The following is a 21,794-nucleotide window of genomic DNA, read 5'->3' as shown; positions in this document are numbered from 1 at the left end:
GCGACGCTGAAAACGGGCTGGTCCCTGCCTAAGGCCAGCCAGGGCGCAAGACCAAAGGCTGCCGGCCAGCGGCCGGCACTACCGTGCCCGTCTCATGGAGGGGCCAAGTCCCTCCATCAACACAGTTGCTACAAGGACGTACTTGCGGCGTCCCCGCACTCCGGCACCGCCCCGCCATCCCACGGGAAACCAGCTTTTGCTTCGGCTGTTGCTGTTGCTCCGGCTTGCAGCAGGTGCAGGGCTGCAAGCCCTGCAATAAGCCCTACCGTCCCATGACCCTGGCGATCGCTTCCACCAGCAGCTCACCGGTCACCGGCTTGCGCAGGAAACCACCGATGCCGGCCGCTTCCACCTGCTGCTGCAGGTCTGGATCGGTCCGTGCCGTCACGGCGAGCAGTGGCAGCATGTAGCCCTGGTTGCGCAGGTGCTGGGCCAGCTCGAAGCCGCTCAGGCCCGGCAGGTCCAGATCCAGCAGGCCGACGTCGAAATCCCCTGCGCTGATCTCGCGCAGTGCCGCCAGCGCATGGCCCGCATGCACCACTTCATGGCCGCGCGCACTCAACAGCCCGCGCACCACATCAGCCACGGTTGCATCATCCTCGACCAGCAGCACGCGCAATGGCGGCATGTTGGCCGCATCCTCGCGGTGCACTTCGCCCTCGGACTCTGCATTGGCATCGACCACCAGCGGCAACGGCAGGGTCACGCCAAAACACGTGCCGCGGCCGAGCTGGCTCTCGACCTGGATACGCCCCTGCATCGCCTGCGCCAGTTCGCGGCAGATCGCCAGGCCCAGGCCGCTGCCGCCGTACTGCGCCGCGGTGCGGGCGCCATCGGCCTGCTCGAAGCGGCGGAACAGGCGCTGCTGCTGTTCCTGGCTGATGCCCGGCCCGGTGTCGCGCACTTCGAAATGCAACGCGCGCAGCTCGCCGTCGCTGCGCGCATGCAGGGTGATGGTTCCACGGCTGGTGAACTTGACCGCGTTGGAGAGCAGGTTGAGCAGGATCTGCCTTACCCGCATCGCATCGCCGGTCGCCTGCAGGCCCGGCGGCAACTGGTTGTCGAGGGTGAAGCGCAGACCCTTCTGCGCTGCCAGAGGTCCCATCAGCGCGGCCAGGTCCTGCAGCAGGCAGCTCAGCGCGAACGGCTTGGACTGCAGTTCCAGCCGTCCGGATTCGATCCGTGCCAGGTCCAGTGCATCGTTGACCAGGTGAAGCAGGTGTTCGCCGGCGTGCCGGATCGACTGCGTGTAGCCGCGCTGCTGCGGGTCCAGCGGCGAGGCCAGCAGCAGTTCGCTCATGCCGAGCACACCGGTCATCGGCGTGCGGATTTCGTGGCCGAGATTGGCCAGGAAGCGGGTCTTGGCCGCCGAGGCCTGTTCGGCCAGTTCCTGTTTATGCAGTGCCAGCTGATAGGCATGGCGCCGCTGCAGGCGACGGCGATACAACCAGGCAAACCAACTGGTCAGCAGAAGCGCGATCGAGGCCAGCACCAGCAGCCCGGACAGGCTGCGCCACCACGGTGGCTGTACACGGAATTCCAGGCTCTGCACCCGCGACCAGACATGGTCGGCCGAGCGCGCCTGTACCTCCAGGCGGTAGCTGCCCGGCGGCAGGCGCGAGAACAGGCGCTCACCGGCCGGCCCCACTTCCACCCAATCGGGGTCGTAGCCGGCCAGGCGGTAGCGGTAGCTGTTGGAGGCCGAATCGGCGAACGACAACAGTCGCGCGACGATGCGCAGGTCACGGTCACCATCGGCGATCTGCAAGGGCGTGTCATGGGTCAGGTCGAGTACCTGCTCGTTGCGGCGGACTTCGACCCGTTCGATCACCAACGGCGCCCGCCGCACCGACGGCCGCACCTGTTCCGGGTCGAACACCACCACGCCGGCCGGGGTACCGGCCACCAGATGGCCATCGCCGGACATCGTCAACGTGTGCTCGCGGAACTCCTGGCTGGGCAGGCCGTCGTGGACGCCGTACAGGCGCACGCTCTGCCCGTCGGCGCCAACCCGGACCAGGCCGCGCGCACTGGTGGCCCAGGCCACCCCCTGTGCGTCGACCACCAGCCCGGAAGCGGAGATCGCCGGGTAGCCCTGCTCCGCGCCGACCACGGCCTGCCGTTCAAGCCGGCCCTGGCTCCAGCGGTAGCGCGACAGGCGGCCATCCTCCGACAGCCAGACCTGGCCATCGCGGCCCACGTGCAACGCATGGATCGCGGTCGCCGGCGCGCCCGGCACCGGCTGGAAGCGCTCGCTTTCCGGCAGCCACTGCAGCAGGCCACGGCTACTGGCCAGCCAGATGTGGTCCTGCGGCCCGCATTCCACATCCAGGTTGAGCTGGCCCTGCTGCAGGCCGCGCTGGCCGTTTTCCAGCTGGCGGCGCAGGCGACCGTCGAGGTCACGCTGCTGCAGGCCTGCAGGCAACATCAACCATAGACTGTCGCCGTCACAGGTCATCATCGACTCGATGACCCCTTCCATGGTCGCGTCGGCCCCGGCATCACGGCCCCAGCGACGTAGCTCACGTCGCTTCGGGTCATAGCGCAGCAACGCATCGGTCGAGCCGATCCAGACCTGGCCACGGCGATCCTCGCGTACCGAGGACAACCAGTACATGCCATTGACCCAGGTGCGGTGCTGCTCGATCTTGCCCGTCCTGGGATCGAACCGGTCCAGCGCACCGTGGCTGCCGACCGTCCAGATGCCGCCATTGCTGGAAGGGCTGGTGCCGAGCACGAAGGCATTGCGCAGAGAACCGGTGTCGTCCTCCAATCGCGACAGCACCGAGAACTGCCACCAGCGCGGCAGCAGATGCCACAGGCCGGCATTGGTACTGGCCAACCAGATGCCGCCTTCGCGGTCCTCGTAGGCGCCCGTCCAGTTCGGCCGCACCGGCCCGCGCGCAACGGCGCTGTACAGCGGAACGGTCTGGTACTGCCCATCCACGGCCCGACCAAGCCCGGTACGGGTATCCAACCAATGCCCGCCCTGTTCATCGCGCAGCATCATGCCGAGCACCTGCTCGCCCGGCGGCAGTTTCCAGGGCGGCGATTCAAAACGCCCGTCGGGGCGACGCACCGTGGCGCCGGCCATCGTACTGATCCACAGGCTGCCATCGGGTTCGCTGGTCAACCCATTGATCAGCAGGCTGGGAATGACGTCGGTGCCGACCCGCTCGAAGTCGGTGCCGGTCCAGCGCGCCACGCCATGCTTGGTGCCGACCCACAGGCTGCCATCGGCCAGCGTAGCCAGGTACGGCACCGAGGCGGCAGGCAGGCTGCGGGGATTGTTGGCCTCGGGCAGGAAACGCTGCAGGCGGTCCTGGCTGTCCAGCCGGTACAGCCCACCTTCGTGGGTGCCGAACCAGATCGCACCGTCCGGCGTGGTCGCCAGGCTCCAGACCGTGTTGGTCCCCATCAAGGGCTGGCTGCTGCGGTCGTAGAAATGCAGCTGGCGGCGGTCGGCCGACATCCGTACCAGGCCCGCGTTCTCGGTCCCGATCCAGAGCTGGTTGCGCGCATCGACCAGGACCGTCCAGATGCGGTTGTCGCGCAGGCCATCCTCAGAACGCCAGATCCGGTAGTTGCGCCCGTCGTAACGGGCCAGGCCGTCGTTGGTGGCGATCCACAGGTAGCCATAGCGGTCTTCGGCCATGCGGTTGACGGTATTGGACGGCAGGCCGTCGAATACCGTCACCTGGCGCGGGCTCGGTGGCACCGGCTGCGCGGCAGCGGGTGACAGGCCGCACAGGAGGATCAGCAGCAGCATTGCCGCCCGCAGATACACCACCGATTGCCTCCTCACGCTGCCTGATGATTCCCGCGCCGCGGGCGTCGGCATGGTAAACCGAAAGTCGCGCCGTTCACGCCCGGCGTCGACGTTTTCAAGTTGTGGTCTGTCGTTTGGCGCGAGCCTGGATGATCGCTGCCACCAGCATGTCGCCGGTCACCGGCTTGCGCAGGAAACCATCGAAACCGGCAGCGAGCACCTGCGATTCGGCATACGCATCGGAGCGGGCGGTCACCGCCACCAGTGGCAGTTCGTAGCCCAGGGTGCGCAGCTGGCGGGCGATCGCAGTACCGTCCAGCGCAGGCAGGTCGAGATCGAGCAGGCCGACATCGAAGCCGTCGGTAGCGATCTCCGACAAAGCCCCCAGGCCATGCAGCACATGCACCACCTCATGGCCGCGGCTGCGCAGCAGGCCGGCGATGACCTCGGCCACGGTGGCATCGTCCTCCACCAGCAGGATGCGCAGTGGCGGCAGCATCGGCAGTGCCGGCGCTTCGCCCGTGGCGGCTGCCTGCCGGGTCCAGGGCAGCGGCAACCGCACCCGGAAACGCGCGCCCTTGCCTGGCTGGCTGTCCACTTCGATGCGCCCGCCCATCGCCACGGCCAGCTCCTGGCAGATCGCCAGGCCCAGCCCGCTTCCACCATAGCGCGAGGCCGTGCGCGGCCCCTCCGCCTGTTCGAATCGGTGGAACAGCCGCTCCTGCTGCTCGGCATTGATACCCGGACCACTGTCGTGCACTTCGAAGCAGAGACCGCCGCCGTTCTCTTCCAGGTGCACGGCCAGGCCGACATGACCGCGCTCGGTGAACTTGATGGCATTGCCCAGCAGGTTGAGCAGGATCTGCCGCACGCGCATCTCGTCGCCACTGACGCTGATCGGGCCGGGCGGATCGTCGCCACGCTGGAAATCCAGCTTGCGCTGTTTCGCCATGGGCTGCATCAGCGCCTGCACCTGGTCGAGCAGTCCGGCCAGGTCGAACGGACGCAGATCCAGCTCCAGTCGACCGGCTTCGATGCGCGCGAGGTCCAGCGCATCGTTGACCAACCGCAGCAGATGGCTGCCGGCCTGCTGGATGGAGCCGGCATAGCTGCGCTGCACCGGGTCCAGCGGTGTGGCCAGCAGCAACTCGCTCATGCCAAGCACGCCGGTCATCGGCGTGCGGACTTCATGCCCCAGCGTGGCCAGGAACCGGCTCTTGGCCTGCGAGGCCTGTTCGGCCAGCTCCTGCTTGTGCACGGTCAGCTGCCATTGCTGGCGACGGCGCAGGCGCGCACGGATCGACCAGACCAGGACGAGCAGCAGCAGCGAGCCGATCAGGATGTAGCCGAAGATCGCCATGCCGCTGCGCCACCAAGGTGGCAGCACCTTCACCTGCAGCTGCTGCGAAGGCGTCCATGCACCATTGGCGGTGGCCGCCTGCACTTCGATGACGTAGCTGCCGGTCGGCAGTCGCGACAGCGTGCGCTGGCCGTCGCCGCCCTGCTCCACCCAGTTCTGGTCATACCCGCGTACCCGGAAGCGGTAGCGGTTGCCCTGGGGATTGGCATACGACAACAACCGCGCATCGATCTGCAGGTCGCGATCATCCGGTCCCAGCAGCAGGGTGCCGGTGTTCGGCAGCGGCTGCCAGCCGCGTGCATCATCGCGGCGCACGCGCACCTCGGCAATCACCAGCGACGACCCGGGCAGCACCACGTCGTCGGCATTCACGTCGAATGCAACCAGGCCGGTCTGGGCGACGGCCAGAACGCGACCATCAGCATTCACCGCTGGCGGCCGGCTGGTGAACTCGGCATCGGACAGGCCATCGCGTTCATTGAACAACTGCAGGCGTCGTGCTTTCGGGTCCCAGCGCAGCAGGCCGCGCGGCGTGGTCGCCCACACCCGGCCATTGTCGGCCAATGCCAGGCCCCCCATGCTGACCGGCGGCACACCGGCGCTTCCATCAATGCGCTGGATCAGGCGCAGGCTCATGCCATCCCACTGGTAGCGCTCCAGCGCGCCCTGGCGGGCCAGCCACAACTGCTGCGGATCCACCCACACCAGGTCGTAGATCAGCCCGCGCGAGACCCCCGGCACCGCTTCGAAGCGACCGGCCTGCTCACGCCAGATGCCCATGTCGCCCATCACCCATGCCTTGCCATGGGCATCGAAGCGGATCTGCTCGATGGGTGAGTCGGCCGCCTTGCGGAAATCGTCGAGAGGATAGCTGCGCAGCACCCGGCCCTCCGCACTGCGCTGCTGCAGGCCCAGGTTCATCACCGAAAGCCAGACCGTGCCATCGGGTGCCTGCCGCATCAGGTCGATGCGCTGGCGCAGATCGGCGCCTCCACCGATGTGCCAGTCGTGCAGCGCGCGGGTGGCCGGGTCATACACGCTGATGCGGCCGGCACGCCCCAGCCACAGGCGCCCGTCCGACCGCGGCAGTACCGACCACACCGCACCGCTGCCGATCTCGCGGTCGCTGGCCAGCAGGCGCAACGTGCCATGTGCGTCCAGCTGATACACGCCGTGCGCCGAACCCACGTAGTAGTTCTGGCCATCACTGGCCGCGCCCAGCAGGTACTGGCTGTCCAGCGGCTTGCCATCGAGCTGGTTCCAGATCGAGAAGCGGCGCCAGTCGGGCGGGAGGTAGGCCAGTCCCTGGGTCAGCAGGGCGACCCACAATCCGCCTTCATGGTCCTGCAGCAGATCGAGCACACCGCTCTGTGCAGTGAGGAAACCACTGCCGCGGTCGCCGTCGAGCCGCCATAGCGCACTTGCATCGCCACGCAGCAGGCCATCGGACGTGCCCGCCCAGTAGCCGCCCTGGCGATCGGCCAGCACCAGCGCCGAGCGCAGGCCGGCGCTGTCGCTCCAGCGCGGACGACTGACCCGGTCCTGCGCATCGATGCGGTACAGGCCATCGTTCTGGCTGCCGACCCAGATCGAGCCATCCGGATCGCGGCTCATCCGCAGCACGCTCAATGCGCCCAGCGCGTGCGGTGCCACGGGCTCGAAGTCACGGCCATTCCAGCGTGCGACGCCGGCCTCGGTACCGATCCACAGGCGTCCCCGAGCATCGACCAGGCTGCTGTAGATGGTGTTGCTGGGCAGGCCGTCGGCACGGGCCGGGTCGTGCTTGAAGAAGCGCAGACTGCCGTCCTCCCCGAACCGGCAGATACCCTGGCTGCTGGTGCCGATCCACAACGCATCCCCGGCGTAGGCCAGCGTCCAGAACTGGCCCAGGCACGGACCATTGACCGCATCGAAGGTCTTGAACCGCTCGCGGTCGGCATCCAGGCGGGCCACGCCCTTGCCATTGATGCCCACCCACACACGGTCCAGCGGATCGACCAGCAGGGTCTCGATCTCGTTGCCGGGCAACGAACCGGGCTGTTCCGGGTCATGTTCCCAGACCCGCAGCGAGCTGCCGTCGTAGCGCACCAGACCGCCATCGGTTGCGGCCCAGACATGGCCCTGGCGGTCCTCGGCCAGCGCCAGCACCATGCGCGAAGGCATGCCTTCGGCGGCACCGAAGCGCCGCAGGCGTGGTGTTTCTGCCATGTCCAGGGCTGCAGCCGCCGTGGCAGACGCCAACAGCAGCAGCCCCGTTGCCGCGATGCCCAGGCACCACAGGCGCCAGCTGCTCGTCATCCTGAACCCCCTGTCCTGTCCCGATTGTCACACAGGGCCGGGGTCATGGCTGCAACAGCCTGTTGCCGGGGCAGGACCACCACGAACTGTTGCAGCCATGCACGCATCCTTGGCAGGGGCCTGTGCGTATGATCACAGCGTACCCCTTCCGGAGCCCGCCATCGATGCGTCCCTGCCTGGCCCTGCTGCCGATGCTGCTCGCCACCGCTCCCGCCTGGGCGGATGCAGATACCTATCGCCTCGATCCGGTGCACACGCGTGTGCTGTTCAGCATCGACCACGCGGGCTACTCGCAGGCGATGGGCACGGTCTCCGGCAGTGAGGGCCGGCTGCAGTTCGATCCCGACAACTGGCGCGAAGCCACGTTGGACGTCGAAGTCCCCGTGTCGCGATTGGACCTTGGTGACGCCAAATGGAACCAGGCCACGCTGGCCCGCAGCCTTCTGGATGGCGAGCGTTTCCCGAAGGCACATTTCGTCTCCAGCCGGGTCGAACCGATCGATGCCAGGCGCGCCCACGTGATCGGCACCCTGACCCTGCGCGGGGTCAGCCAGGAGATCACGCTGGACGTGACCCTCAACGCCATCAAGCGCTACCCCCTCCCCCCGTTCCGACGCACCGCCGGTTTTTCCGCCAGCACCACGCTGAGCCGGCGCGCGTTCGGCATCACCGCCTGGCCGGGCGTCATCGGTGATGCAGTACAGCTGAGGATCGAGGCCGAAGCCACCCTCGACCGCAGCGACGCCCCGGGAACTCCCGCTCCCGTTCCACACTCCGACCCCAAGACGGCCCCCTAGAGGACCCTTCATGACCGCCAAGAACACCCCCGCCGCCTGGGGGAGTGTCAGCCAGATCCTGCATTGGTTGATCGCATTGCTGATCCTCGCCCTGGGCGTGGTCGGCCTGACCATGGGCGAACTGCCCAAGACCCCCAAGTATTTCTGGGTCTATACCGCGCACAAATCGATCGGCATCACCGTGCTGGCGCTCGTGCTCTTCCGCCTCGGCTGGCGCCTGTATGCCGGTGCCCCCAAGCCGGTGCCGGGCGTGCCCAGCTGGCAGGAACGCATCGCCAGTGCCACCCACGTGCTGCTGTATGTGCTGATGTTCGCCATCCCGCTGTCGGGCTGGCTGTACGACTCGGCCAGCGGCCTGCGCCCGTTCCGCTGGTTCGGCCTGGTCGACGTGCCCAAGCTGAGCGGTCCCGACCCGCAGGTGGTCGCGGTATCGCATGCCATCCACGAGTACGGCTTCTGGCTTTTGATCGCGGTGGTGCTGGCCCATGCCGGCGCTGCCTTCTACCACCACCTGTTCCAGCGCGATGCGACCTTGTCCCGCATGTTGCCGCGCGGCTGGCTCGCCTCCCCTCAGAAGGACTGACCGATGAACCTGAAACTGACCACTCCGGCCGCCGTGGCCGCCGCCCTGGCCGGCATGCTGGCCACCACCCCGGTGTTCGCCGCCGACTACGCACAGGCGCCCGGCGCCGGCTCGATCCTGGTGTTCGCCACCAAGTACGACGGCGAAGTGTTCACCGGCAGCTTCCCGGGCTTTGCCACCAAGCTCAGCTTCGACCCGGCCAATCCGGCCGCCGGTTCGCTGGACGTGGTGATCCCGCTGGCCGGCGCCAAGAGCGGCAACAGCGACCGTGACTCGACCCTGCAGACCGCCGACTTCTTCAATGTTGGCAAGTTCGCCACCGCACGCTACACCGCCAAGGGCTTCCGCGCGGTGGGCAATGACCAGTTCGCCGCCGATGGCACACTGGAGCTGCGAGGCGTCAGCAAGCCGGTCACCCTCACCTTCACCTGGAAGCCGGGCACCCAGCCGGTGCTGACCGGCAAGGCCACGGTCAAGCGGCTGGACTTCGGCGTCGGCGGCGGCGACTGGGCCGACACCAAGACCATCCCGGACGAAACCGCGATCAGCACGATCGTGAAGTTCGACGCGAAGTAATCCGCGTCTGGTAGTGCCGGCCGCTGGCCGGCATCACCGGGCATCGCGGGGTTGCCGGCCAACGGCCGGCACTACCGATCGACCGCCAGCCAGGCCTGAACCGTGGCTGCGTCGAACGGCCAGTCCAGCTCACGACCACCAGTCTCGTCGCGCAGCACCGGCACCCGCGCGCCGTAGCGCGCTTCCAGCGCAGGCTGGTCATCCAGGAACACCGATTCGAACTCCGGTGCCCGCGCCTTGGCCAGCTCGGCCAGGGCCATGTCGCACAGGTGGCAGTCATCGCGCTGGAACAGGGTCAACACCGGTTTTGCTCCCTCTGCCGAAATGCTGCGCCGCAGCCATGGAAGTGCGGCATGAACCGCTAGAATAGCGGTCTCCTCCGGTACCCGCAGTACGGCAACCATGGCTGTCAGCACGTTCGACGTTTTCAAGATCGGCATTGGCCCGAGCTCCTCGCACACCGTCGGGCCGATGAAGGCCGCCGAGCGATTCATCCATCGCTGGCTGCTTGACCCGGGCCGCCTGCACGAGGTCGCGCGCATCCGCGCCGATGTCTATGGCTCGCTGGCGCTGACCGGCCGCGGCCATGGCACCGACAAGGCGATCCTGCTGGGCCTGGAAGGCCAGCGGCCGAACCTGATCGATCCGGACATCATTCCGGCCACCCTGGAGCGCATCCGCAGCAGCAAGCGCATCCAACTGATGGGCCAGCACGAGATCGCCTTCGACGAGAAGCGCGACCTCGGCATGAACAAGCGCCAGAAGCTGCCGTACCACACCAACGGCATGCGCTTCACCGCGTACAACGCCGAGGACGAGGTGATCGCCACCCGCGACTATTACTCGGTCGGTGGCGGCTTCGTGGTCAACCAGGACGACGCGGCCGATGACCGCATCGTGCCCGACGAAACCCCGCTGCCCTACCCGTTCAAGAGCGGCGACGAGCTGCTGGCGCAGACCGCGCGCAGCGGCCTGAGCATTGCCCAGCTGATGTTCGAGAACGAGAAGTGCTGGCGCAGCGAAGACGAGATCCGCGCCAACCTGCGCGAGATCTGGAGTGCGATGCAGTCGTGCGTGGCGCGCGGCATCCGCGAGGAAGGCGTGCTGCCGGGTGGCCTGAAGGTCGGCCGTCGTGCACCGGCGCTGTACCGCGAGCTGTCGTCGAAGCCGGAAGCAGCGATGCGCGATCCGCTGACCACTCTGGACTGGGTCAACCTGTACGCGCTGGCGGTGAACGAAGAGAACGCCGCCGGTGGTCGTGTGGTGACTGCGCCGACCAACGGCGCTGCCGGCGTGCTGCCGGCGGTGCTGCATTACTTCGACCGTTTCTGCCCCGGCGCCAACGAACAGCGCGTATTCGACTTCCTGCTGACCTCGGCAGCGATCGGCATCCTGTACAAGGAAAACGCCTCGATCTCCGGCGCCGAAGTGGGCTGCCAGGGCGAAGTGGGCGTGGCCTGCTCGATGGCGGCCGGTGGCCTGGTCGCAGCGCTGGGTGGCAACCCGAGCCAGATCGAGAATGCCGCGGAAATCGGCATGGAACACAACCTCGGCCTGACCTGTGATCCGATCGGCGGGCTGGTGCAGATCCCCTGCATCGAGCGCAATGCGATGGGCGCGGTGAAGGCGATCAATGCCTCGCGCATGGCGATGCGCGGCGACGGCAAGCACAAGGTGTCGCTGGACAAGGTGATCAAGACCATGCGCGATACCGGCCGCGACATGCAGGACAAGTACAAGGAAACCAGCCGCGGTGGCCTGGCGGTGAACGTCATCGAGTGTTGAGGTCGACCGGTCCCGGCGCGATGGCGCCGGGCCACAGGTAGAGTCGACCGTTGGTCGACTATCGCGCGCAGCGCGGGATTTTCGCTCGTTGTGGGGAAGGTAGTCGACTAACAGTCGACTCTACCCAGTCGACTCTACCTCGTCGCCCTTGCTCGGTCGGACGACACCGTCACTGCGTTCCGGTTAGGCTCGGGGCTCCCCTATCCAGGACCGCCCCATGCGCGTGATCGCTGCCGCCCTGCTTGCCTGCCTTCCACTGCCTGCGCTGGCCGCGCCCACTTACGGGCCGCGGCTGGAGGGTTTCGACTACGGCTATCCGGTGAAGACCTTCGCGCTGGAATCGCAGCGGCAGCCGCTGGAAATGGCCTACCTCGACATCGCGCCGAAGAAGGCACCCATCGGCGTGGTGGTGCTGCTGCACGGCAAGAACTTCTGTGCCGCCACCTGGAAGGAATCGATCAAGCCACTGGTTGCCGCCGGCTATCGGGTGATCGCCCCGGACCAGGTGGGCTTCTGCAAATCCAGCAAGCCCGAGCGTTACCAGTATTCGTTCGCGCAGCTGGCCGCCAACACCCATGCCCTGCTGCAACAGCTGCAACTGGGTGATGTCCCGGTGCACCTGGTCGGTCATTCGATGGGCGGCATGCTGGCGGTGCGCTATGCGCTGATGTTCCCGCAGGACCTGCGCAGCCTGTCACTGGTCAACCCGATCGGGCTGGAAGACTGGAAGGCGCTGGGTGTTCCCTGGCGCAGCGTGGACGCGTGGTACGCCGGCGAAATGAACATCAGCTATGACAGCATCCGCCGCTACCAGCTGGACGTGTACTACGACGGAAAATGGAAGCCGGCGTATGAACCGTGGGCACGGATGCAGTCGGGCATGTACGAAGGGCCCGGCAAGCAGGCCGTTGCATGGAGCCAGGCACTGGCCTCGGACATGGTGTTCAACCAGCCGGTGGTCTACGAACTCAAGAATGTTCAGGTGCCAACCACGCTGTTCATCGGCCAGAAGGACCGCACCGCGATCGGTCGCGACCTGGCGCCACCAGCGGTGAAGGCGACGCTGGGCAACTATCCGGTGCTCGGCAAGGCGGCAGCCGCGGCGATTCCCGGCGCGACGCTGATCGAGTTCGCCGAACTGGGCCATTCGCCGCAGGTGCAGGACCCGAAGCAGTTCAACGCGGCGTTGCTGAAGGCATTGAAGGCGCATTGAACGGCAGCCGTCCCCTGTAGAGCCGAGCCCATGCTCGGCTTACCCAGCAGGAGGGGATTTTGCCAGCAGCAGCCGAGCATGGGCTCGGCTCTACAGAAGCAGTGCGATCAGCCGACGATCCGCAGCACGTCATCCAGCAACGCGGCGGCAGTGACTTCCGCGCCCGCGCCCGGGCCCTGGATCAACAACGGCTGGCGGTGATAGCGATCGCTGTGGATGGCCACGCGGTTGTCGGTGCCCGCGCCCTGCGCCAACGGGTGATCGGCAGGCAACTCACGCAGGCCCACCTGCGCACCCTCGCCATCGACACGGCCAACGAAACGCAGCACGCGGCCATTGTCATGCGCCTGCTGCCAGCGCGCCCGCAACGGCGCATCCAGCTGCTCGAGCGCCGCCACCGCATCCTCCAGCGGCAGCGCTGCCAGCGCTTCAGGCACCAGTGAATCCACCTGTACCTGCGACGCATCCAGCGCCAGCCCGCTGCTGCGCGCCAGGATCAGCAGCTTGCGGCGCACGTCTTCACCGGAAAGGTCCAGGCGCGGATCGGGCTCGGTGTAGCCGGCAGCCAGCGCCTCGCGCACCGCCGCCGAGAACGGCGACTGGCCGTCATAACGATGGAACAGCCACGCCAGCGAACCGGACAGCACGCCTTCGATGGCATGGATGTGATCGCCACCGGCCACCAGTGCACGCAGGCTGCTCAACAGCGGCAGGCCCGCGCCCACCGTCGCGCTGTCGCCATAGCGTGCGCCACTGTCGGCACAGCTTTCCGCAATGGCCTGCGCGCGGGCCAGCTGCGCACCACGCCCCAGCTTGTTGGCGGTCACCACATGCACGCCCCGCGCCAGCCACTGCACGTGGCGCGCGGCCACGTCTTCGCTGGCGGTGGCGTCGACCACCACGTCGCCACGCTCCAGTCCTTCCGCACTCGCCCACGGTGGCGAACTCTGGCCATCGCGCGGTGCACGCCGTGCCAGTTCCAGCGGCAAGGCCAGGTCACGATCGATCTCCAGCGCAGTGCGTGAATTGGCCAGCCACTGCACGCTGGGCAGTTCCAGCCCACGCGCCCGCAATGCCTGGTAACGCTGTACGAAGGCCGAGCCGACCGTGCCGGTGCCCAGCAGCGCCAGGCGTCCCACGCCCAGAGCAGGAATTTCTGCGGCGAGCGCGCTCATGCATCCACCACCTGTTTGCGGCGCGCAGCCGCATCAATCACCGCTTCGGCACGCTGCAGCGCGGCGCCGAGATCGGCCAACAGGTCACGCTCGGCCTCGATGCCAACCGACAGGCGCAGCAGGCCTTCGCTGATGCCGGCCGCGGCACGCGCTTCGGCGGTCATCGCCGCATGGGTCATGGTGGCGGGATGCGCGATCAGGCTTTCGACGCCGCCCAGCGATTCGGCCAGCGTGAAACAGCGCAGGCCATCGACGAACGCGCGCACCGCCGCGTGCGGATCATCACCCGCGCAGTGCGCCAGTTCGAACGACAGCATCGCGCCGAAGCCACTCTGCTGGCGAGCAGCGATGGAGTGGCCCGGGTGATCAGCCAGACCCGGATAATAGACGCGGCCGACCGCCGGATGCTGGTCCAGCAGCGCAACGATCGACGTGGTGTTCTCCTGATGCACGCGCAGGCGCGCATCCAGCGTGCGCAGGCCGCGCAGGGTCAGGAAGGCATCAAACGGCGAACCCGTCAGGCCCAGCGCGTTGCCCCACCACACCAGCTGCTCATGCAGTGCCGGATCGCGCGCGACGACCGCACCGCCCACCACGTCGCTGTGGCCGTTGATGTACTTGGTGGTGGAATGCAGCACCAGATCCGCACCGAACGACAGTGGTTGCTGCAGGGCCGGCGACAGGAAGGTGTTGTCGACCACAACCAGAGCACCTGCCTTGTGCGCGGCATCGATGACGAAGCGCAGGTCGGTGATGCGCAGCAGCGGATTGGACGGCGTTTCCACCAGCACCAGCTTCGGCTGGGTGGCCAGCGCCTGCGACAGCGCGCGCGGATCGGTCAGGTCGGCGGTGACCAGTTCGAAATGGCCCTTCTTCGCCAGCGCATTGAACAGCCGCCAGCTGCCACCGTACGCGTCGTGCGGCACGACCAGGGTATCGCCCGGCTGAAGCAGCGCGTTCAGCACCAGGTTGATCGCGCCCATGCCGGTGGCGGTGATCACGCCGCCCGCACCGCCTTCCAGCTCGGCCAGCGCTTCACCCAACAGGTCGCGGGTCGGGTTGCCACTGCGCGTGTAGTCGTACTGGCGCTTGTTGCCGAAGCCTTCAAAACTGAAGTTCGACGACAGCACGATCGGCGGCGTGACCGCGCCATGCGCGGTGTCCCGATCGATGCCGGCACGGACGGCGGCAGTGGTGCGGCTACAGGACGGCTCGTTGGCGTGCAGGCTCATGCGGACTCTCCAGAGGTGCGGAAGGCGGTGGCGAGGATCGCGTCGATGCGATCGGTTTCTTTGAGGAAGGCGTCGTGGCCGTAGGGCGAGCGCAGCACGCGCAGGCTTCCGCGCGGCCCCAGCCCCTCGACCAGGCCGACCAGGTCGGCCAGCGGCACCAAGCGGTCACCCTCCACCGCGACCACCACGGTCGGCGGCAGGATGGCGGCGGGGTCCACGCGGTGCAGGTCGATCGATTCGGACAGGCGCAGGTAGGCGGTCACCGGCGTGCGCGCGACGTACTGCGCGCCGGCGGCGTCGAGATAGTCCTCGGCGGCGACCCGCACGCGGCCGTTGATCACTTCCGGCGCGGCGTCGAAGCGCTCGCCGAACTCTTCCGGGGTGCGGTAGCTGAGCATGGCGAACTGCCGGGCCAGCGCCAGGCCGTGGTCTTCGCCGCACTGCAGTTGGCCGAGGGCGACGGCGCGGCGCTGCAGTGCGCGCCAGGCCGCGGCATACGGGTGCGGACGATGCGCGCCGCTGGCCAGCACCAGCTGGCGCACCCGGGCTCGATGACGGATCGCGAACTGCTGGCCGACCAGCGCGCCATACGAGTAGCCGACGAAGGCCTTCAGCGTGCGGATACCCAGATGATCCAGCAGCAGTGCCAGCGCATCGGCCTGGTCAGCGGTATCGATCGGCACGTCCAACGCACCGTCGGCCCCGATGAAGTCGAACGCCAGTACGCGCAACTGCTGCGGATCCAGCGTGCGACCACTGCCGACCAGGTCTTCGGCCCAGCCCTTCTCGCTGAACTGTGCGTTGGACGCCACATGGCGATGGGCGGAAATGCCGCCGGCCAGCACCACCACCGGCGCATTGGCCGGGCCGACCCACTCATAGCGCAGGCGCACCGGGCTGGGGCCAGCGTGACGCATCGACAGCACCGCGGCGAACTCACCGCGCTCGGCATGCACGCGGTCTTCGACCGGCACGCTGACGGGGACAAAGGGTTCGGGGCGAACGGCGGTACTGGCAGCGAAGCTCATGGCGGGATCCGGTTGGGGAATCGGCCATCGAGCCTTCGCGGGGCTCGCGTTCGAGATGCACGTGCGGTGCATGGATCGAACCATCTTTCGGTGGACGCCACGGTCCCCGCAGGATTTGGCACCTACGCGAACGCTTTCGCATCCGCGGGCTGCCCCGGCTTCAAAGGGCCTGTCCCTCTGCCGGTCTCGATGGTGAGGCCACGATGCCAGCGCTTCCGGGCGCTGTCAATCCCTTCATGCGGATAAAGCGATGAATATTTTCGCAACAGGTATGCGAGAGGCGTCGCGGTCGCTCCGTTCAGGATCGGGTACAGTCCGGACGGTCCGTTTTCCTGAATCCGCTGATGCCACGCCTGCCCTTGACCTGCCTGCTCCTGCCGCTGCTGGCCAGCGCCTCTGCCGGCGCCAGCGACTGGCGCCAGGGCTGGGGGATGCTGCCGAAGGCGCCTACCCCCGCCAGCGCGGAGGCGAAGGCCCCCCTTCCAATGGCCCAGCTGCGCCTGCAGTCGATCGGCGAACAGTGGCAGGCCCGGATCGACAACACCCTGGCCGGGCCGTTGCAGATCGAACTGCGTGCCGCCCCTGGGCACCCGGTCGACGGCTTGCCGGTGCAGTCACTGATACAGGGCGACAGCAGCCTGGTAGTCGGCCACCTCCCCGCGCCGGTCAACGGCCGGATGCTGGACCTGCGCCTGCAGTCGGTACCAGGCAACCCCGCCGCACAGGCCGAGGATGTGGCCTACCGCCTGCCCTTCGATGATGCACGCCCGCGGGTGGACCAGGCGCCGCAGGGCCGGTTCAGCCACGACGACGAGGAAAACCGCGACGCGGTCGACTTCGCACTGCCGGAGGGCACGCTGGTGCTGGCCGCGCGCGAGGGCACGGTGATGCAGATCCAGGATGGCTTCCGAGGCAACGGCCAGGACCGCGAACGTGATGGTGCCCGCGCCAACTTCATCCGCGTGCTGCACAGCGACGGCAGCATGGCCCTGTACGGCCACCTGCAGGCCGGCGGCATGCGCGTGCGTCGCGGCCAGGCGGTGGGCGCCGGGCAGCCCATCGGCCTGTCCGGCAACAGCGGCTTCAGCAGCGCACCGCACCTGCACTTCGTGGTGCAGGTCAACCGCGGCATGGGCCTGCGTTCGGTGCCGGCACGCATCTTCGCCGAGCAGGGCCAGCTGCAGTTCGCCCGCCAGGGCGAGGCCGAGGGCGGCATCGGGCGCTGAACGGCCCCGGCCGGTATAATCGGGCGCTTATCTCTTTGAAAAGCGCCCCGGGCGGGCGCCACTGCCATGTCCGAAGTCGCCAACGAAGCGTCGCGTCGCCGCACCTTCGCCATCATTTCCCACCCTGACGCCGGCAAGACCACGCTGACCGAAAAGCTGCTGCTGTTCGGAGGCGCGATCCAGATGGCCGGTTCGGTCAAGGGCCGCAAGGCCGCCCGCCACGCCACCTCCGACTGGATGGCATTGGAAAAGGAACGCGGCATCTCCGTCACCTCTTCGGTGATGCAGTTCCCGTACGAAGACAAGATCGTCAACCTGCTCGACACCCCCGGCCACGCCGACTTCGGCGAGGACACCTACCGCGTGCTGACTGCGGTGGACTCGGCGCTGATGGTGATCGACGTGGCCAAGGGCGTGGAAGAGCGCACCATCAAGCTGATGGAAGTGTGCCGCCTGCGCGATACCCCGATCATGACCTTCATCAACAAGCTCGACCGCGAGGGCAAGGACCCGATCGAGCTGCTGGATGAAGTGGAAACCGTGCTGGGCATCCAGTGCGCGCCGGTCACCTGGCCGATCGGCATGGGCCAGCGCCTGAAGGGCGTGGTCCACCTGCTGACCGGCGAAGTGCACCTTTACGAGCCGGGCCGCAACTTCACCCGCCAGGACTCGACCATCTTCCCGTCCATCGACGCCCCCGGCCTGGCCGAGAAGATCGGTGCGCAGATGCTGGCCGACCTGCGCGACGAGCTGGAACTGGTGCAGGGCGCCAGCCATCCGTTCGACCTGGAGGCCTACCGCGCCGGCAAGCAGACCCCGGTGTTCTTCGGCTCGGGCGTGAACAACTTCGGCGTGCAGCCGCTGCTGGACTTCTTCGTCGAGCATGCGCCGTCGCCACAGGCACGCTCCACCACCGGCCGCGAGATCGCCCCGGAAGAAAACAAGCTGACCGGCTTCGTGTTCAAGATCCAGGCCAACATGGACCCGCAGCACCGCGACCGCGTCGCGTTCATGCGCGTCTGCTCGGGCCGCTTCAGCGCCGGCATGAAGACCTTCCACGTGCGCACCGGCAAGGAAATGAAGCTGGCCAACGCATTGACCTTCATGGCCAGCGATCGTGAAATCGCTGCCGAAGCCTGGCCGGGCGATGTGATCGGCATCCACAACCACGGCACCATTTCCATCGGCGATACCTTTACCGAAGGCGAAGCGGTCACCTTCACCGGCATCCCCAACTTCGCCCCGGAACTGTTCCGCCGCGCGCGCCTGCGCGATCCGCTCAAGCTCAAGCAGCTGCAGAAGGGACTGGCCCAGCTGTCCGAAGAAGGCGCGACCCAGTTCTTCCGCCCTCTCACCAGCAACGACCTGATCCTGGGTGCGGTGGGTGTGCTGCAGTTCGACGTGGCGGCCTATCGCCTGAAGGACGAGTACGGCGTGGAAGCCACCTTCGAGCCGGTCAGCGTGACCACCGCGCGTTGGGTCCACTGCAGCAACGAGAAGAAGCTGGAAGAGTTCCGCGAGAAGAATGCGCTGAACCTGGCACTGGATGCAGCCGGCCACCTGGTCTACCTGGCACCGACCCGGGTCAACCTGCAGCTGGCGCAGGAACGCTCGCCGGACGTGCGTTTCTCGGCCACCCGCGAAGCGGCCCATACCGTTTCGGTGGGCTGATGCCAAGGGGTCGGATCCCTTTCCGCAGGAAAGGGCTCTGACCCCAGCCAACGCAAGGCAGGCATTCACCCACCATACGGTGACAGGCGTGCACGTATCGCCCATCGCGGCGATGATAAGGGGGTGCGGGTCCCCCTCCCCGCGAACAATGCCTACGCCATGTCCACGACGTCCATTGCTTCGATCCGTGAAGAAATCGCCAGCGCCCTGACCCATGGCCTGGGCGCGGTATTCGCCCTGGCCGCCAGCGCGGTGTTGATCACCCTGGCTGCGATCTACGGCGACGGCTGGCAGCTGGCCAGCGCGATCGTGTTCGGTATCGCGCTGTTGCTGCTGTACACCGCCTCCACGCTGTACCACGCCATCCAGCATCCGGTTGCCAAGGGCCGGTTGAAGGTGTTCGACCACTGCGCGATCTATGTGCTGATCGCGGGCACCTATACCCCGTTCACCCTGATCGGCCTGCGCGGTCCGTGGGGCTGGGGCCTGTTCACCGCGATCTGGGCGCTGGCGCTGGGCGGCGTGGTGTTCAAGCTGTTCTACACCGGCCGTTTCAAGGTGCTCTCAACGGTGATCTACATCGCCATGGGCTGGCTGGTGGTCGTGGCGATCAAGCCGATGTGGGCCTCGATCGATGGCGGCACCCTCACCTGGCTGTTCGCCGGCGGCCTGTCGTATACGCTGGGGACCTACTTCTACCACCGTGAATCGATCCCGTACTCGCATGCCATCTGGCACCTGTTCGTGATCGGCGGCAGCGTCTGCCACTTCGTCGCGGTCACCATGCAGGTGCTGTAAACGGCCGCTCGACGGCGGCGTGTGCACGCCATGCACATGGTCGCTTCGCGCCCTGTCCACGAACAGGGGGCAACCATGGCAGCGTGAATGCTGCCGCCTCCCCTGCCGCAAAGCGCACGTCCCGTTGGCGCCTCCGCCGCCCCGGCCCACGAGGCCGGCGCTGGCTCACGATCCTGGTCTTCCTGCTGGCGGCGATCCTGATACTGCTCGCGTTGTGGGACTGGAACTGGTTCAAGGGACCGGTGGAGCGCGCGGTACAGGCACGCACCGGCCGAGTGCTGCGCATCGGGAACCTTGATGTCGACCTCGGCCGCACCAGCACGATCCGCGCCGATGCGATCACCTTCGCCAATGCCAGCTGGGCGAAACAACCTGAGATGGCCAGCGCAGACCGCGTCGAGATCGACGTGCGGGTCTGGCCCCTGCTGCGCGGCAGCGTGCAGCTGCCCGAGGTGCGCCTGACCCGGCCGGACGTGCTGCTGGAAACCGCCCCGCGCGAGGGCGAGCCGGGCAACTGGGACTTCCTCGGTGACAGCGCCGGCGGCACAAGCCCGCAGCTCAAACGCCTGCGCATCGACGATGGTCGGCTGCAGTTCATCGATGCACTGGGCCGCACCGACATCCGCGTGGGCGTGCGCAGCGGTCAGCCGAAACAGGCCGATGCCTCACCGCCGCTGCTGGTGCAGGGCAAAGGCCACTGGCAAGGCAACCCGTTCACCCTGCGCGGTGGCACCGAATCTCCGCTGGAACTGACCGACAGCGACCACCCGTTCCGCATCCACCTCGACGGTCGCGCCGGCGCTACCCACGCGGTGGCCAGTGGCACGCTGACCAATCCGTTCCAGCTGCGGGTGTTCGACCTGCAGTTCGCACTCAGCGGGCAGGACCTGTCGGACCTGTACCCGCTGCTCGGCATTGCCATCCCGCCCTCACCGCCCTACGCCTTGGACGGACGGCTGAAGCGCGACCACAACGTCTGGCGCTACGACAGCTTCACCGGGAAGGTCGGTGACAGCGACCTCGCTGGCAACCTGCAGTTCGAGGTGGGACGCGACCGTCCACGGCTGACCGCGACACTGGAATCCAGGCGCCTGGACTTCGATGACCTGGCCGGCTTCGTGGGAGCGCCACCGAAGACCGGCGGCGGCGAAACTGCGAATGCGGAGCAAAAGGCACAGGCCGCCCGCGTCGCCGCCAGCAGCCGGGTATTGCCCGACACGCCCTACAACCTGGGCAAACTGCGTGCGATGGATGCCGACGTGCGCTGGAAGGCCCACCGCATCAACGCGCCCTCGTTGCCACTGGACGACATGGACGCGCACCTGCTGCTGGATGACGGCGTGCTGCGGCTGGACCCGCTGAACTTCGGCGTGGCCGGCGGCGATATCCGCAGCACGATCCGCATGGATGCACGCCAGGCGCAGATTCGCACTGCGTTGAGGGCCAGCGTACGCGGCGTGCAACTGGGCCAGCTTTTCCCGGATGCGAAGCTGGCCGAGCAGGCCAAGGGCGGCATCGGCGGCGAAGTGGACCTGAGCGGGCGCGGCAACTCGATCGCCGCCATGCTCGGCAGCAGCAGCGGTAAGGTCGGGCTGGCGATGGGCCGTGGCCATGTCGGCAACCTGGTGATGGAACTGGCCGGGCTGGATATCACCGAATCACTGAAGTTCCTGGTGACCGGTGACAAGCAGATTCCGCTGCGCTGCGCCTTCGCCGACTTCGGTGTGCAGGACGGTCTGATGACCAGCCAGGCACTGGCGGTGGACACCACCGATACCATCCTCATCGGCGAAGGCACGGTCAGCCTGCGCGACGAGACCCTGGACCTGCTGCTGAAACCGCGCCCGAAGGACAAGAGCATCCTGGTACTGCGGTCACCGTTGCATATCAGCGGCACGTTCAAGGACCCGTCGTTCCGCCCTGACTTCAAGGCGTTGGGTATTCGCGGCGCCGTGGCCCTGGCGCTGGGCAGCATTGCCCCGCCGGCAGCGCTGCTGGCTACGATTGAACTGGGGCCGGGCAAGGATGCCAACTGCGGTGGGCAGTATGCGAAGTAGGGTTACAGCGTTGTTCGCGGCGCCTCCCTTCCCGCGCGTAGAGCCGGAGCAAGGCGACAGGCAGGACACGCCGTAAATACGTCCCTGTAGCAACTGTGTTGATGGAGGGACTTGGCCCCTCCATGAGACGGGCACGGTAGTGCCGGCCGCTGGCCGGCAGCCTTTGGTCTTGCGCCCTGGCTGGCCTTAGGCAGGGACCAGCCCGTTTTCAGCGTCGCGCACCCGG

At 67.4% G+C, this 21,794-nt stretch carries 15 protein-coding genes and 1 riboswitch; of the genes, 9 read left to right on the top strand and 6 right to left on the bottom strand.

The features are described from left to right. Positions 1-262: 262 nt before the first annotated feature. The gene (locus AC5P9F_RS20330; RefSeq protein WP_032966941.1) at positions 263-3,790 is read right to left on the bottom strand and encodes a hybrid sensor histidine kinase/response regulator; all 3,528 of its coding nucleotides are present in this window, start codon (positions 3,788-3,790) and stop codon (positions 263-265) included. 94 nt (positions 3,791-3,884) lie between these two features. Further along, positions 3,885-7,427, bottom strand: a complete 3,543-nt coding sequence (locus tag AC5P9F_RS20325) for a sensor histidine kinase (RefSeq protein WP_049396073.1) — start codon at positions 7,425-7,427, stop codon at positions 3,885-3,887. Between the two features lie 164 nt (positions 7,428-7,591). Here AC5P9F_RS20325 and AC5P9F_RS20320 point away from each other — a divergent pair, with 164 nt between their 5' ends. The 3 genes from AC5P9F_RS20320 to AC5P9F_RS20310 are packed head-to-tail and all read left to right on the top strand — an operon-like array spanning position 7,592 to position 9,383. Next, positions 7,592-8,224 (top strand): YceI family protein, encoded by a 633-nt coding sequence (locus tag AC5P9F_RS20320; RefSeq protein ID WP_005410671.1) that lies wholly within the window; start codon positions 7,592-7,594, stop codon positions 8,222-8,224. A gap of 10 nt (positions 8,225-8,234) precedes the next feature. Beyond that, positions 8,235-8,807, top strand: coding sequence for a cytochrome b (locus AC5P9F_RS20315; RefSeq protein WP_005410672.1), 573 nt, complete (start codon positions 8,235-8,237; stop codon positions 8,805-8,807). 3 nt (positions 8,808-8,810) lie between these two features. Then, complete coding sequence (locus AC5P9F_RS20310; protein ID WP_005414145.1) at positions 8,811-9,383, top strand: YceI family protein; 573 nt, start codon at positions 8,811-8,813, stop codon at positions 9,381-9,383. 71 nt (positions 9,384-9,454) lie between these two features. Here AC5P9F_RS20310 and AC5P9F_RS20305 read toward each other — a convergent pair whose 3' ends face one another. Beyond that, positions 9,455-9,685 carry a glutaredoxin family protein gene (locus AC5P9F_RS20305; RefSeq protein ID WP_024956919.1) on the bottom strand — a complete coding sequence of 77 codons (231 nt, stop codon included), beginning with the start codon at positions 9,683-9,685 and terminating at the stop codon, positions 9,455-9,457. Positions 9,686-9,785: 100 nt separating this feature from the next. On the opposite strand from AC5P9F_RS20305, the gene AC5P9F_RS20300 reads away from it, so the two are divergent. Next, positions 9,786-11,168, top strand: a complete 1,383-nt coding sequence (locus AC5P9F_RS20300) for an L-serine ammonia-lyase (RefSeq protein WP_024956918.1) — start codon at positions 9,786-9,788, stop codon at positions 11,166-11,168. Positions 11,169-11,385: 217 nt separating this feature from the next. Next, positions 11,386-12,381 carry an alpha/beta fold hydrolase gene (locus AC5P9F_RS20295; RefSeq protein ID WP_012481022.1) on the top strand — a complete coding sequence of 332 codons (996 nt, stop codon included), beginning with the start codon at positions 11,386-11,388 and terminating at the stop codon, positions 12,379-12,381. Between the two features lie 107 nt (positions 12,382-12,488). Here the strand turns inward: AC5P9F_RS20295 and AC5P9F_RS20290 are convergent, their stop codons facing one another. From AC5P9F_RS20290 to metX, 3 genes are read right to left on the bottom strand one after another with little or no spacing between them, the layout of a single operon-like run. Further along, the gene (locus AC5P9F_RS20290; protein WP_076739156.1) at positions 12,489-13,556 is read right to left on the bottom strand and encodes a homoserine dehydrogenase family protein; all 1,068 of its coding nucleotides are present in this window, start codon (positions 13,554-13,556) and stop codon (positions 12,489-12,491) included. Continuing rightward, positions 13,553-14,788 (bottom strand): O-succinylhomoserine (thiol)-lyase, encoded by a 1,236-nt coding sequence (locus AC5P9F_RS20285; protein WP_005410678.1) that lies wholly within the window; start codon positions 14,786-14,788, stop codon positions 13,553-13,555. Before AC5P9F_RS20285 ends, AC5P9F_RS20290 begins: the two co-directional genes overlap by 4 nt. Then, positions 14,785-15,816, bottom strand: coding sequence for a homoserine O-succinyltransferase MetX (gene metX / locus AC5P9F_RS20280; protein WP_005410679.1), 1,032 nt, complete (start codon positions 15,814-15,816; stop codon positions 14,785-14,787). Before metX ends, AC5P9F_RS20285 begins: the two co-directional genes overlap by 4 nt. A 77-nt stretch (positions 15,817-15,893) precedes the next feature. Further along, positions 15,894-16,012, bottom strand: a riboswitch (SAM riboswitch). Between the two features lie 148 nt (positions 16,013-16,160). On the opposite strand from metX, the gene AC5P9F_RS20275 reads away from it, so the two are divergent. The 4 genes from AC5P9F_RS20275 to AC5P9F_RS20260 all read left to right on the top strand — a co-directional run bounded on the left by AC5P9F_RS20275 (position 16,161) and on the right by AC5P9F_RS20260 (position 21,568). Further along, the gene (locus AC5P9F_RS20275; protein WP_005410680.1) at positions 16,161-17,042 is read left to right on the top strand and encodes a M23 family metallopeptidase; all 882 of its coding nucleotides are present in this window, start codon (positions 16,161-16,163) and stop codon (positions 17,040-17,042) included. Between the two features lie 66 nt (positions 17,043-17,108). Next, positions 17,109-18,713, top strand: coding sequence for a peptide chain release factor 3 (locus tag AC5P9F_RS20270; RefSeq protein ID WP_005410681.1), 1,605 nt, complete (start codon positions 17,109-17,111; stop codon positions 18,711-18,713). 159 nt (positions 18,714-18,872) lie between these two features. Continuing rightward, complete coding sequence (gene trhA / locus AC5P9F_RS20265; protein ID WP_005410682.1) at positions 18,873-19,511, top strand: PAQR family membrane homeostasis protein TrhA; 639 nt, start codon at positions 18,873-18,875, stop codon at positions 19,509-19,511. 83 nt (positions 19,512-19,594) lie between these two features. After that, positions 19,595-21,568 carry an AsmA family protein gene (locus AC5P9F_RS20260; RefSeq protein ID WP_076739155.1) on the top strand — a complete coding sequence of 658 codons (1,974 nt, stop codon included), beginning with the start codon at positions 19,595-19,597 and terminating at the stop codon, positions 21,566-21,568. The last annotated feature ends 226 nt before the right edge of the window (positions 21,569-21,794 follow it).

The organism is Stenotrophomonas sp. YJH_SMC_4, assembly GCF_059371575.1.
The sequence above is the reverse complement of the archived record's forward strand: the minus strand, read 5'-3'. Positions and strand labels throughout refer to the sequence as shown.